Source organism: Microbispora cellulosiformans, from assembly GCF_008728085.1.
GTDB classification, from domain to species: Bacteria; Actinomycetota; Actinomycetes; order Streptosporangiales; family Streptosporangiaceae; genus Microbispora; species Microbispora amethystogenes.
Genome location: NZ_VYTZ01000004.1, coordinates 190026 through 202003 on the forward strand (window position 1 = coordinate 190026; position 11978 = coordinate 202003).

Below are 11978 nucleotides of genomic sequence, written 5' to 3' on the forward strand. Positions count from 1 at the left end.
ACACATGACCACATGCCGGGCCATGCTCATGATCGTGATTTGAGTGGACGCTATGCGTCGCCGGCTCGCATTCATCGACGTGGTCTTCATGCAGTTTGTGAAGACACCTATCATGAACGTAATCGACGTGATCACCGTGTGGCACCGCCACGTGCCCGCAGCCCAGTCCGTGCTGGTGGCTGTGGTCCATATGAGGGCGATGCTCAGTAGAAGCTGTCATGTTTCCCCCTGGTATGCCTCGTGGCGAAGTGACGCTCATTGACGCCGCATTCCACGGAACGATACGTGGAGGATCCACTCCAATCGCCAAAATGATTGCGTACTGCGCTTAAAACTGGCCGGAAAAATTTTCAGAATTGTCCAAAAGCTATGGAAGCGCAGATACGGGACAACGCTCCGCAACTTCTCGCACGTCTCTTCGTATCCACGCTCAGTGGCGGACTGCCCCCATCACTTCGGCTCCGGCACGGAGCCAGGTGCGCTCCCCGGCCGAGCAGCGTCCGCAGGACTAGCGCGGCATCGAGTGAGCCGTCCGTCCCTGCCCGGAACACCGCTCCGCCGTAAAGCCCCCTGGGCTCCACCTCATGCCGGGCCAGGGCGGTGAGGGCGGCGGCTCTCGGCACACCGGTGGCCGTGATGGCCGGGAAGAGAGCCGCGAACGCCTGCCAAGTTCCGACGGCCTCCTCCAGGCTCCCGGCGACCCGGGAGGCGAGGTGCTGTACAGAACCACGCTCCTTGACCGTCATGAACTCCTCGACGATCACCGATCCTGGCCTGCAGATCGACTCCATCTGCTCGCAGGCGAGCCGTACGGAAATCGCGTGCTCGTGCACCTCCTTCGCATCCGTGAGGAGCTCACGGCGCAGACGCTCGTCCTCCTCCGGATCCGGCCCAGCGCGCGGGTCCCCGCGAGTGGCTGGGTGGAGACGCGCCCGCTCGGGTCGACCTCGACCACGGTCTCCGGACTGAAGCCGGCCGCCTGCCAGCCGCCGAGTTTCAGCAAGAAGGATCGTGCGGGGGTGTTCGCCCGGCGGCCCGTGAGGTAGGAGGCGGTGAAGTCCGGCACGCCGCCAGGAGGCAGAGGCACAACCCGCGAGAGGACGGCCTTGCCGACGAGGCCCGCGTGAATGTCGGCGACGTCGCGGGCGACCGCCTGCCGCTGGGCGGGCCCGCCCACGGCGATGAGCTTCTCGGCGTCGGGCAACGCCGGAAGGGCCATCGCCGCCTCGGCATCGGGCGTGGCCGCGTCCGCGAGGAGGGCGCAGACCTTCCTGGTCCAGGTGTCGCCGATCGAGCGCACCTCGGCCTTACCGGGGTGCAGCGCGACCTCGACGCTGGGCACGATGAGGTGCAGGAGCGGCTCGGTCCCCGCCTCGGCGGGGTCGCCATGGAGCATGTGGGCGAGTTCGAAGGCGGCCCACCCGTACAGGTCTGCCGCGCCCGGACTGCCCCAGCGCCGCGACCTCGAGCTCACGCGGGCCGGAAAGATCCGCCGCGCATACCAGGAACGCCACGGACCGCTCACCTCACCGCTCGTCCGAAGCGCCCACCAGGGCCGCGGCCCGGCACGGCCCCTCCCCTCGTAACGGCGTCGTCCGATACGGAGATCGGAGAATCGAGCCTGCGGCACTTGCACCGGCTCGGCCGGTGGTTGGAGGTTCACCACCGCGCGTCCGGCGAGCAGGAGCCGCCGGGCGAGCAGGTCACAGACCACGTGCCGTTCGGCAGGGGTGAAATGTCCGATGACGTTCATCGCGACCACGGCACCCAGCTGAGGCGGCAGCTCGGCGTGGAGAAGGCCGTCGGGGAGCATGGTCACCCGGTCACGCAGCTCCGGGCTTTCGTTCACCCTCGCCAGGAGGACCGAACGTAGAGCGGGTGACGGCTCGACGGCGACGACCTCCGCATCGGGCCCCGCCTGTGCGATCACCCTGGTGCCGTGCCCGCCTCCTGCTCCGATGCGTTGATCGGGCCGACGCTGCCGTGAAGTGCCTCCACCAGCGCGGGTCCGAGAGCCGACCAGTGAGCCGCGAGCATGATGTCGACGAATTCCGCGGATCGCTCGTATTGATCGGTCATCGGAATCACCGGGGACGAGATGCGTACGGGAGCAGGGCCATCTCCCGGGCGTTCTTGATGGCCCGGGCGAGCTGCCGCTGCTGTTGCACGGTCACGCCGGTCACGCGGCGGCTGCGGATCTTGCCCCGGTCGGAGATGAACCGGCGCAGCAGGTCGGTGTCCTTGTAGTCGATGTAGGTGACCCCGAGCAGCGGGTTGGACTTCTTCCGGGGGATACGGCGGGGCTTCATGCGATCTCCTTCATGTCGATGAAGTCGGCGAACGGGTCGGAGTAGGCGGCCCACTCGGCGGAACCGGGAAGAGCGTCCCGTTCGGTGAGCAGGCAGGAGTCGAGCAGAGCGCAGATGTGCTCGCGGTCGAGGTCGGGCCCGGTGAAGACCAGGTGCTGGATCCGATCGCCGGTGACGCGGTTCCAGTCCAGCGCGGCGGCGGCGCGGCGTGCCGGAGAGACCAGGTCCCAGGCGGCCTCGGGCAGCGCGGCCAGCCAGGGTCCGACATCCTCGACCGAGACGACGCCGGCCACGGCGTCCCAGGCCAGCATCCGCTCGTGCCGGTTGGCCAGCCAGAACCGGCCACGAGAGCGGACGGAGCCGGTCACCAGCTCGTCGACCGCCTCGAACAGGCGTCCCGGATGCAGCGGGCGCAGCCGGCGCCAGACCACGGTGGTGATCTCGCCGGTCTGCGCTTCGCCGGGCAACTGCGCGGTGGCCGGGTCCACTCGTTCGCCCAGCTCGTGAACGCGCAGAGCGGGGCCGGTCACCTCGGGCAGCGACGTGGAGAAGACCGGGGTGTGCGGAGCCAGGTGGCCGAGCACCGCGGCGGCCAGCTCCATGTCCTCCTCGTCGTCGCCGAGAAGGAAGAGTCCCGTGGCGTACTCCATCTGGCGGGCCAGCACCTCGGCGAGATAGCGCCGGTCCCCCGCGGCGGCACACTGCCCGGTTTCGGCCAGGCGCTCGCCTCGGCAGATGTCCACCGGCATCAGCTCGGCGTCCAGCGCGGTCAGCACGCCGGTGAGGGCCAGCAGGTCGGCCGCGTCCTCATGGCCCAGCGCCTCCGCCACGGGACGGGGCTCCACGGAATCCCACAGGTCGACGATCAGCAGGGACGCCGTCCTCGCGTGCCGAACGAGCTGTGGGAGCAGGTCCTCGCGGACGGTGCAGGTGACGCAGCCGTGGGCCAGGCGCACCTCGGTCCGATCGAGGATGCCCGAGCCGTCGCGGATGACGCGCTCGACCCGGTCGGCGACGACGGCGGTCAGATCATGGTGAATCGCGACGGCCCCTGGATGGGCGCGAAGTAACCGGTCGACCACGGCCGCCCGGGCGTCGCCGTACAGGCCTGCCACGAGGACGACGGGCGTGGGCATATGACCTCCCGAGGGATGAAAATGAAAACCATTATCGTTATCATGGCACAGCCGCCAACGGAGAAGGACGAGAGGGATGGCCAGAAACGAGCTACGACCGGTGATCAAGCTGCGCTCGAGCGCAGGCACCGGCTACACCTACGTGACCACCAAGAACAGGCGCAACGACCCCGACCGCCTGAAGCTGCGCAAATACGACCCGACCATCCGCCGCCACGTCGAGTTCCGGGAGGAACGATGAAGAAGGGCATCCACCCCGACTACCGGCCGATCGTCTTCCGCGACCCCGGCGCGGACTTCGCCTTCCTCACCCGATCCACGATCACCAGCGACAAGACCATCGTGTGGGAGGACGGCAACACCTACCCCGTGGTGAACGTCGACGTCTCCTCGGCCAGCCACCCCTTCTACACCGGCCGCAACCGGGTCCTGGACACCGCCGGCCGGGTCGAGCGGTTCAACCAGCGCTACGGGAGAAGCTGATGTCCGCGCACTGCCAGCTCACCGGCGTCAAGCCGGTCTTCGGCAACAACGTCTCCCACTCCCACCGCCGCACCCGGCGGCGGTGGAACCCCAACATCCAGCACCGCCGTTACTGGCTGCCGAGCGAGAACCGTTTCGTACGGCTCACACTCAGCGCTCGCGCGATCAGGACCATCGACAAGATCGGCATCGAGAACGCCGTCGCGCGGATTCGGGCCAGGGGAGAGAAGGTGTGATGGCCAAGAGGAGCAAGATCGCGGCCAACAAGCGCAGGAAGGCGACCGTCGCCCGCCACGCCGAGCGCCGTGCGGAACTGAAGGAGATCATCCGCACCGGCACCCCGGAGCAACGGGCCGAGGCCGTACGGCTGCTGAGCCGCCAGCCGCGCGACGCCAGCGCGACCAGGGTGCGCAACCGCGACTCGGTCGACGGCCGTCCCCGCGGCCACCTGCGCACGTTCGGCCTGTCCCGCATCCGATTCCGGGAGATGGCGCACCGGGGCGAGCTGCCCGGCGTCAGGAAGGCGAGCTGGTAGCCGTGGCCGTACCCAAGCGCAGGAGCTCCCGCAGCAACACCCGGCACCGCCGCGCCCAGTGGAAGGCGCAGCGCCCCAACCTCGTCCCGATCACACTGAACGGGCGGGAACTGCTGGTGCCCCGCCGCCTCGTCCGCGCCTACCAACGCGGTCTGATCGACCCGCCAGCGTGACATCCGCCGCCACCGCCGGCGTTCGATCGCCGTAGCAGGCAGCGGTGGCGGCACCCCGCGGGCCTGACACCGCGCTGTCACGCCCGGACCCAGGAGGGCTGGTCATCTGCCCTCGAAGCGAGCAACACGACCGTCGTCCATGTCACTCTGCTGACAGCTCCGGGGCTTCGCCCGGTGCGGGAACGCAGGTCCCCGCTCATAGTTACGAGAGACGGTGATTGCGGCCGATGGAGGAGTCCCGCGGGCTCCTGATGCTGACCAAGGCCGGGTACGCCCAACCAGATCCAGCCGCACTCGGCACCTGCTGGTGTGGCGACACTACCTACATCCCCACGGACGAGGGGTGGCTGTATGGGCGTCGCCGTCAAGAAGTCTCAGCAAGTCTGGCGTAGAGACCCGGTAGAGGTCACTGATGCGGATGGTCCGCACCGGGAATTGATCCTTCTTGGCCAGCTCATAGGCCTTGGTGCGGCCGATGCCCAGGATCCTTGCCGCGGTCATCAGGTCGAGCGTCGGCGGCAGAGCCTGGAGGTCCCGGAGGGTGATGTCCTTCATTCGATGCCCCCAGCCTTTGCCGATGCCTCACGGATCCGCGCTACTGCGAGCTTGCAGTAGTCCGCGTTGAGTTCGATTCCGATGAACTGCCGGCCGAGTTGCCGGGCGGCAAGAGCAGTTGTTGCCGCTCCGGAAAACGGGTCCAGGACGGTGCCGCCGGGGCGGCAGCCTGCGGCAATGGCGCGGAGCGGGATGTCGATCGGGAACGGGGCGAAGTGGGCGCCACGGTAGGGCCTGGTCGAGATGGTCCAGACGTCGCCGGGGTTGCGGCCGCTCGGGTTAGCCGCATCGGTGGCACGGCCGTCCGGGCGGCTGGCGGTGCCGTGCAAAGGGCCGGGCGATCCGCCAGGGCATGCCGAGCAGGTTCTTGGGCGACACGACGCGGCGGGAGCGAGGCCGTACGACCGGCTGCCGCTGGTTGTAGCTGTCGCCGCGGGCGTAGCCGTCGGAGTTGGCGGCGTAGACGTCGCTGAGGTTGAGCCAGCAGGTGCCGTCGTTGGCGAGCACCCGCCGGGCCTCCGCGAAGGTGGCGCGGAGGTTTTCCACGTAGTCGTCCGGTGTGGGCTCCTGGCTGTACTGGCCGGGGCCGTCGTCCCGAAGCCCGTAGTAGGGCGGGCTGGTCACCAGGCAGTCCACGGAGCGGTCGGGCATCTCAGAATGCGCGCCCAGCAGCCTCGCCATCGACGGCAGACAGGTCGGGCACGGCCTCCCCCGCCGGCGAACGCTGCTGATCGAGCTGCGGGATGTGCTGATCCACCCCTCCTGCTCGAACGCCGCCCGCGACGCGGTCTGGCGGTTGCTGGTGACGCGGGCCCGGCAGAACGGGCCGCAGTGGATGGTGAGTGCCGTCGGCGTTGCCGTACCGGCACTGCGCGGCATCAGCGGCAGGATCTGCCGCGGCTACGTCGCCGCAGACCCCGAAGACATCGACACCGAGGTCCTGACCGCGTTCATCGAGGCGATCCGTACGGTGAACCTCGACACCCCGAACGTCTTCCCCCGCATGCGCGCGGTGGCCAAGCGCGCCGGCGAGCGCGCCCGGGAGAACGCGGAGGCCGGAGCCGCCCGGCGCTTTCCGCTCCAGGAATCCGCACCCCCTGCCGTCCCCTGGGGGCATCCGGACCTCGTCCTCCTGGACGCCGTCGCCAAGGGCGTCATCAGCGAGGTCGACGCCGAACTGATCGGCATGACCCGCCTGGAGAAGCGCACCATCGCCGACGCCGCCCGGCAGCTCGGCCTGACCACCGAGGCCGCCAAGAAGCGCCGCCAGCGCTGCGAGCCGATCCTCGTCGACGCCGTCCTGAGCGGCGAAGTCGAGGCCGCCACGTCCCTGACGATCTCCCCTGCCCCTTCTAGAGGGGTGGAGAAGGACGTCCCCATGATTTCCGCGCGGAGCCGGAGCTCGGATACGCAACCCGAGACCACCACGAGGAAAGGAGGCCGGGGCAGCCTCACCGGCTCCGCGCGGATCCCTCACCTGCCGGCGTCGCGGAAACCGCGGCGGCACATCGCCCGCGTCCTGCTCGTCGCCGTCCTCGTGCCGCGGCTGTGGCCGATGGCAGCAACGCGACTGTCACGATTCACGCTGCGGCTCCCGCGCCGGCTGACGTAATCGCCGTCGCGATGGCGTCCCACGCTGTTTCGAGCTGCGCCACGTGGCGTGGGTCTCTCGTTCCGGGGAGCAGGAGCCACTCGCGGGTGTCCTGGTCGAGAGAGACGATGTATTTCCACAGAACCGCTGGATGAGGCTGGTGGGCGATGGCGAGGGCGAACTCCAACAGGCCGCCGGGCAACCCTTCCATCCGGCCGCCGAGAAAACCCTGGAGGACGCTGCCGCCCTCGGGATCGCACTCGGCGAGCAGGGCGCGGCCTCCCCAGGCGTAGGTGACGGCAAGAGCGGTCGTGGTCACGCCAGGGGACCCGCCCGGGCTCATCAAGGCATAGGTCGCCATTCACCTGCTCCGAGGATTGAGGACCAGGGCGACCTGGCCACTGGCCGCCAGACTGGCGAGCTCGGCGCCTCGCGAGTTGCTCACGATGAGGTCGACGACCATGAGACCGTCCGTGTCCGGCCCCTTCACCTGGTCGACCACCGCGTCGATGACGGGTCTCGCGTTTGCTCTGGAAGCAGGTACGGCCTGGTTCTCCGGGGTGGCGAGGACGAGGATCGCGTCTCCGGGCCGTAGCCCGCGGGCCGGCAGTCGGCTCGGCTTCACCGCGACGGGCACGAGCTGCTGGCCCACGACGGGGACGACCTGATCGGTGAGCAGCCTGGGCTGCACGAGCATGCCCGCAACCAGATCCGTCGCGGCTCGTTTCCCGATCACACTGGGGAGATCGCGGGCAGGAATCGTCGGTACGAGGTTGTCCACGCCCACTGTGGTCGTCGTGACGTTGTCCGCCGTCAGCTGCCGGCCGGGGGCCACATCATGTGTCATCACGAGCACCGGCACCCGGGCGCTCAAACCCGTGATCGTCTGATAGCTGATCACTCCGCCGCCGGCCACCACGAGCACGCCGAGGAGCAGTAGTCCTCGGCGGCGTTGGCGTGGTTGCGGCGTGAGCTTCGGCACCTGCGCTGGAGGGGCGACGCCGTTCCCTGCGTGCTGAGGTGGCGAGGACATGTGGTTGCGGACCATTCAGGAGCTCCTCTGGATGAGTGCCTGGCCTTCGGCGATCCGCAACGGGAAGGTCGTGGACGTCGTCATCGGCGCCAAAGGTCCGCCGGCACCGTCGGAGCCGGTCCACGCGGCCGTCCAGACGACGGAGACGGTCACCTTGTAGTGCGCGCCTGGGAGACCGGCGCTGGAGCGGGTGAAGAGGTACGTGCAGGTGTCTCTCTGGTCGGCCACGGACGGGTCATACGGGGTGCCGGGCCCCTTGCATGTCAGCGTGGCCTGTCCCGCACCCGGGCGGATGACCATGGTCGTCGGTGTCGCTGTGACCTCGGCCCACACCGGGCCGGACGTCGCCCGCTTGTTGATCGTGCGCCATTGGCCTCGCTGTGCCCAGAAGAAGTGCGGCAGGCCGACCAGCCCGTCCTTGCCGCGCGGTGGTGCCGTCGCGATCCGCGGGGCAGGCGGCTTGACTTGGCCGAGCGCCTGTTGCAGAAGCATCTCGGGTGTCACGGCAGGTGCCGTCGGATCTTCAGGCGTCACTGAACGACGGTTGCGCCGGGCGTGGGATTCTCATTCCGACGACCGCTTCTTGATCGGCATATCGGCAGTGGCCCGTTGGAGCATTGGGGTAGGCGAAGGACAAGGCGCGCTCCGTGGGCGCTGTCCTCGACGGTCAGCGTTCCGTCGTGGCTTCCCGCGGTCTGCCGGGCGATCGACAGGCCGAGGCCGGTGCCGCCCGTGGCGCGGCTGCGCGCGGTGTCAAGCCGGGCGAACCGCTGGAAGACCACCTCGCGCTTGTCCGGCGGGATACCGGGGCCGTCATCCCGGACCTCCCGCCGAGCTGGGTGTAGAGCTCCAACTGGTCGAAGTACATCCGGTGACTGATGATCTTTTCGTTGCTCACCGAACAGGTACCGGTGCCCCGGACGGCGGCATGGCGGCCGGTTCGTTCCAGCACCTGGCCCCCGGGCAGCAGGAAGGGACCGTCGTGGGTGCCGGTGAGCAGCCATTCGGTCACCGCCGGATCCGTGCACAGGACGGTGTGCCAGACCGTCATGCGCATGTCGGGGAAGCCCCTGAACAGGTCTTCGTAGTAGGAGGCGATCTGCTCGTGCCCCTCCGCGACGCCCGCCGGGGTCACCAGGACCGCGTCCTTACTGTGACACTGGATCACCTCGTCCAGATCGTGCCTGTTGAAGGCGTCGTGCAGCCTTTGCTTGAGCCAGCGGGCGTCTGGCATGCGCATGGCGCGTCCCCCTTACTGCCAGGTGAGGCCCGCGGCCGGCCACGGGAGGGTCAGCCGGTGCTGACGGGATGCAGGACGACCTTGGTCCAGCCGGGATCCCTCCGGTCGAAGTGCTCGTAGCCGCCGGGCGCGTCGTCCAGATCCAGCTCGTGGGAGACGACCCACGACGGCCGGGCCTTCCCTTCGTGGATGAGGGTGCAGAGCTGCCGGTTGTACTTCTTGACGTTGCACTGGCCGTTGCCCATGGTCTGGCCCTTGAACCAGAACTTCCCGTAGTCGAAGGCGATCTCGCCCTGCTTGTAGAAGTCGTCGGGGCTGCCGGGATCCGTGGGGATGAACACGCCCACGACCCCGATCGTCCCGGCGAACCTCACCGACTTGACGAGGTTGTTCAGCGTCATGTTGGGATGCTCGTGGCCCTGGGGGTCGTGCGCCTGGTAGCCCACGCACTCGCAGCCCCGGTCGGCGCCCCTGCCGTGCGTGAGCTCCATGACCTGGTCGACCGGCGACGTCGTGGAGTCGTCGATCGGGATCGCCCCGATCTCCTCGGCCTTGGCCAGCCTGTCCGGGTGGCGGTCCACGACCATCACCATGCCCGCGCTCTTGAACGTCGCGGAGTAGGCGGCCATCAGGCCGACCGGCCCCGCCCCGTAGATCACGACCGAGTCGCCGGCCTGCACGCAGGCGAGCTGGGTCGCGTGCCAGCCGGTGGGCCAGATGTCGGCCAGCATGACGTAGTCGCTCTGCCTCTCCCGCGCGTCGTCCGGCAGGACCAGGCAGTTGAAGTCGCCGAACGGCACGCGCAGCAGCTCGGCCTGGCCGCCGTTGTACGGGCCCAGGTCCGCGAAGCCGTAAGCGGCCCCGTCCACCCCCGGCTCCGGGTTGGTGGTGAGGCAGAAGGCAGTCAGGCCTCTCTCGCAGTTGGCGCAGAAGCCGCACGCGACGTTGAACGGCACGCAGACCATGTCGCCGACGCGGACGCGTACCACTCCCGGCCCCACCTCGACCACCTCGCCGAGGTTCTCGTGGCCGAGGACACGGCCCGGCTCCAGGTCGGTCCGGCCTTCGTACATGTGCAGGTCCGACCCGCAGATGTTGGTCGTGGTGACACGGACCAGGACGTCGGTGGGCATCTCTATCCGCGCGTCCGGCACGTTCTTGACGCCGACCTGCCGGGGTCCTTCGTATACGACTGCCTTCATGGTGTCCTCACTTTCTAGAGCAGCAGCTCGAAAACGCGGATCACGCGTTCCCACTGCTCGGTGCTCGGATTCTTCAGGCCGGGATCGAGGATGGTGAACGTGCGCGCCAGCGCCAGCGACAGCCCGCCGACGATCTCGGGCAGCTGTTCCCTCACCTCCTCGCCTATGGACAGGTCGAGCGGAGGCAACGCCGGGAGCTGCTCCAGGATGGGCTTCAGCTCGATGTCCTCGTCGAGGTCGCGGAACCGGTGGATGCTCTCCTGGAGGCCCTTGGTTATGGGCAGGTCCCAGGTCTCGACGATGTCCCGGACGTTTGCCTTCGCGTGGGCCTGGCCGATCACCAGCAGGTCGTACAGCTTCTGGTTCACGAAGTCGCTGTAGCGCCGGAGATCCTCCTTGTCGACGTCGAGGCCCGCCGCCGTCCTGAAGAACCGCTCGAACCTTGGCACCGCCATCACTTCTGCCATCGCCGGTCCCCTTCCTCCCCGCGTCGGCGGCTCAGCCCCTTAGCTGAAGGGGTTCGTGCACGAGGCGCACGGCCATCGCGCCCTCGCTGACGGCCGACGCAACCCGTTTGATCGATCCGTTCCGCACGTCACCGGCCGCGATCACACCCGCTCTGCCGATCTCTAGCGGGAACGGCCGACCCGTGGAGTCCGGCACGCCCTTCCTGCCGGAACGAGCGGCGTCCAGCCCGGTCAGGATGTAGCCCCGGGAGTCGAGCGCGACCTCGTTGGCCAGCCACCCGGTGTACGGCTCCGCACCGACGAAGACGAACATCGCGCGGGCCCCGGCGGTGAACCGCCGGACCTGGGTGTTCAGCATCACCTGAACGCCGGGGTGTTGTTTGACCTCTACCGCCAGGTAGTGGGACATGTTCCTGGTCAGCTCGCCGTCGCGTACGAGCAGGCGGACAGAGGCGACGTGGTGGGCGAGGAACAGCGCGGCCTGGCCGGCCGAGGTTACCGCCTCCCACGACGACCGGGTTCCGGCTGCGCATCTGTGCCTCGAACGCGGTGGCCGCGTAGCAGACGCTGGTCGCCTCGAACCTCTCCAGGTCGGGCACGACGAGCCCCTCGGAGGCGCCGTAGACCGCGGCGGCCAGGCCAGCCGGCCCGGCTCCGACGATGAGCAGGTCGCACACCACCTCCCGCGTGCTCGGCGCCGGGAGGTCGTCCCGGTGAGCCGGGCGACACTTGCCGTGGGCGGCCGGCGTCCGCATCTGCACATCGCTCAGCCGGGGGTAGGCGCCCTGCAGATCGGGCGACTCGGTGAGCTCATCCGGCCGGCGCATCGCCGGCCCACTTCCGCAACACGGGCGCCGGCGCCGCACCGGCCCGCTGGGCCACGACCCGCCCCAGCCGCAGGACGACGAGCGTCGGGACCGCCTGCACGCCGAAGCGCCGCGACGTCTCTGGCGCCTCGTCGATGTTCACCTTCACCAGCTTGATCCGCCCGGCCAGCTCGGTCGCGACCTGCTGGAGCGCAGGGCTCACCATGCGGCAGGGCCCACACCAGGACGCCCAGAAGTCGACGACGACCGGAATCCGCGCCGCCTCGGCGACCGCGGTGAAGTCCTCGTCCCCCGCGTCCACCCAGGGCAGCGACTCACGGCACTCGCCGCACCGCGGAACCCCGGCACCTGCCCGGGACACGCGGTTGTTGCGCCCGCAGTGCGGGCACCGGACGACGCTCGACTCCACGACCTTCGGCGGCATCGG

The 11978-nt window shown here is 69.0% G+C and carries 21 protein-coding genes and 1 pseudogene; 6 read left to right on the top strand and 16 right to left on the bottom strand.

Annotated features, from left to right (window positions below; translation table 11 throughout):
* Positions 1-350 precede the first annotated feature (350 nt).
* The 4 genes and pseudogenes from F5972_RS38805 to F5972_RS11995 form a co-directional block, all read right to left on the bottom strand.
* Positions 351-1813: pseudogene (locus F5972_RS38805) on the bottom strand (salicylate synthase).
* 113 nt (positions 1814-1926) lie between these two features.
* Entirely contained in the window at positions 1927-2079 is a 153-nt protein-coding gene (locus F5972_RS37150; protein ID WP_191910071.1) for a hypothetical protein, read from the bottom strand.
* Positions 2080-2084: 5 nt separating this feature from the next.
* Positions 2085-2309, bottom strand: coding sequence for a 30S ribosomal protein S18 (gene rpsR / locus F5972_RS11990; protein ID WP_150933549.1), 225 nt, complete (start codon positions 2307-2309; stop codon positions 2085-2087).
* The gene (locus F5972_RS11995) at positions 2306-3445 is read right to left on the bottom strand and encodes a CobW family GTP-binding protein (RefSeq protein ID WP_150933550.1); all 1140 of its coding nucleotides are present in this window, start codon (positions 3443-3445) and stop codon (positions 2306-2308) included. The genes rpsR and F5972_RS11995 overlap by 4 nt, the downstream gene beginning before the upstream one ends.
* Positions 3446-3521: 76 nt before the next feature.
* On the opposite strand from F5972_RS11995, the gene rpmG reads away from it, so the two are divergent.
* The 5 genes from rpmG to rpmF are packed head-to-tail and all read left to right on the top strand — an operon-like array spanning position 3522 to position 4636.
* Positions 3522-3686, top strand: a complete 165-nt coding sequence (gene rpmG, locus F5972_RS12000; RefSeq protein WP_079314766.1) for a 50S ribosomal protein L33 — start codon at positions 3522-3524, stop codon at positions 3684-3686.
* Complete coding sequence (locus tag F5972_RS12005) at positions 3683-3928, top strand: type B 50S ribosomal protein L31 (protein ID WP_150933551.1); 246 nt, start codon at positions 3683-3685, stop codon at positions 3926-3928. Before rpmG ends, F5972_RS12005 begins: the two co-directional genes overlap by 4 nt.
* Positions 3928-4164: a 50S ribosomal protein L28 gene (rpmB, locus tag F5972_RS12010; RefSeq protein ID WP_150933552.1), complete on the top strand. Its 237-nt coding sequence runs from the start codon at positions 3928-3930 to the stop codon at positions 4162-4164. The genes F5972_RS12005 and rpmB overlap by 1 nt, the downstream gene beginning before the upstream one ends.
* Positions 4164-4463: a 30S ribosomal protein S14 gene (gene rpsN / locus F5972_RS12015; RefSeq protein WP_150933553.1), complete on the top strand. Its 300-nt coding sequence runs from the start codon at positions 4164-4166 to the stop codon at positions 4461-4463. Before rpmB ends, rpsN begins: the two co-directional genes overlap by 1 nt.
* A gap of 2 nt (positions 4464-4465) precedes the next feature.
* On the top strand, positions 4466-4636 hold the full coding sequence (rpmF, locus tag F5972_RS12020; RefSeq protein ID WP_150933554.1) for a 50S ribosomal protein L32: 171 nt from the start codon (positions 4466-4468) through the stop codon (positions 4634-4636).
* 318 nt (positions 4637-4954) lie between these two features.
* On the opposite strand, the gene F5972_RS12025 is transcribed toward rpmF, so the two are convergent.
* From F5972_RS12025 to F5972_RS38040, 3 genes are read right to left on the bottom strand one after another with little or no spacing between them, the layout of a single operon-like run.
* On the bottom strand, positions 4955-5191 hold the full coding sequence (locus F5972_RS12025) for a helix-turn-helix domain-containing protein (RefSeq protein ID WP_150933555.1): 237 nt from the start codon (positions 5189-5191) through the stop codon (positions 4955-4957).
* A complete protein-coding gene (locus F5972_RS38035) occupies positions 5188-5520 on the bottom strand; it encodes a DNA-methyltransferase (protein ID WP_225311386.1) in 333 nt (110 codons plus the stop codon). The genes F5972_RS12025 and F5972_RS38035 overlap by 4 nt, the downstream gene beginning before the upstream one ends.
* Positions 5471-5842 (bottom strand): DNA methyltransferase, encoded by a 372-nt coding sequence (locus F5972_RS38040; RefSeq protein WP_225311387.1) that lies wholly within the window; start codon positions 5840-5842, stop codon positions 5471-5473. Before F5972_RS38040 ends, F5972_RS38035 begins: the two co-directional genes overlap by 50 nt.
* Positions 5843-5936: 94 nt before the next feature.
* Here F5972_RS38040 and F5972_RS12035 point away from each other — a divergent pair, with 94 nt between their 5' ends.
* Positions 5937-6803, top strand: a complete 867-nt coding sequence (locus tag F5972_RS12035; RefSeq protein WP_150933556.1) for a hypothetical protein — start codon at positions 5937-5939, stop codon at positions 6801-6803.
* Here F5972_RS12035 and F5972_RS12040 read toward each other — a convergent pair.
* The 9 genes from F5972_RS12040 to trxA form a co-directional block, all read right to left on the bottom strand.
* Complete coding sequence (locus F5972_RS12040) at positions 6772-7143, bottom strand: hypothetical protein (RefSeq protein ID WP_150933557.1); 372 nt, start codon at positions 7141-7143, stop codon at positions 6772-6774. The genes F5972_RS12035 and F5972_RS12040 overlap by 32 nt on opposite strands.
* Entirely contained in the window at positions 7144-7830 is a 687-nt protein-coding gene (locus tag F5972_RS12045) for an SAF domain-containing protein (RefSeq protein ID WP_150933558.1), read from the bottom strand.
* Entirely contained in the window at positions 7831-8307 is a 477-nt protein-coding gene (locus tag F5972_RS12050) for a hypothetical protein (RefSeq protein WP_150933559.1), read from the bottom strand.
* A 38-nt stretch (positions 8308-8345) separates the two neighbouring features.
* On the bottom strand, positions 8346-8597 hold the full coding sequence (locus tag F5972_RS38045) for an ATP-binding protein (protein ID WP_404803050.1): 252 nt from the start codon (positions 8595-8597) through the stop codon (positions 8346-8348).
* Positions 8483-9055 carry an ester cyclase gene (locus tag F5972_RS12055; protein ID WP_404803051.1) on the bottom strand — a complete coding sequence of 191 codons (573 nt, stop codon included), beginning with the start codon at positions 9053-9055 and terminating at the stop codon, positions 8483-8485. Before F5972_RS12055 ends, F5972_RS38045 begins: the two co-directional genes overlap by 115 nt.
* Positions 9056-9105: 50 nt before the next feature.
* A complete protein-coding gene (locus tag F5972_RS12060; protein WP_150933560.1) occupies positions 9106-10257 on the bottom strand; it encodes a glutathione-independent formaldehyde dehydrogenase in 1152 nt (383 codons plus the stop codon).
* 14 nt (positions 10258-10271) lie between these two features.
* Entirely contained in the window at positions 10272-10724 is a 453-nt protein-coding gene (locus tag F5972_RS12065; RefSeq protein WP_150933561.1) for a DUF1931 family protein, read from the bottom strand.
* A 31-nt stretch (positions 10725-10755) separates the two neighbouring features.
* Positions 10756-11133 carry a hypothetical protein gene (locus F5972_RS12070; protein WP_150933562.1) on the bottom strand — a complete coding sequence of 126 codons (378 nt, stop codon included), beginning with the start codon at positions 11131-11133 and terminating at the stop codon, positions 10756-10758.
* Positions 11134-11534: 401 nt separating this feature from the next.
* Positions 11535-11975, bottom strand: a complete 441-nt coding sequence (gene trxA / locus F5972_RS12075; protein ID WP_150933563.1) for a thioredoxin — start codon at positions 11973-11975, stop codon at positions 11535-11537.
* Positions 11976-11978 lie beyond the last annotated feature (3 nt).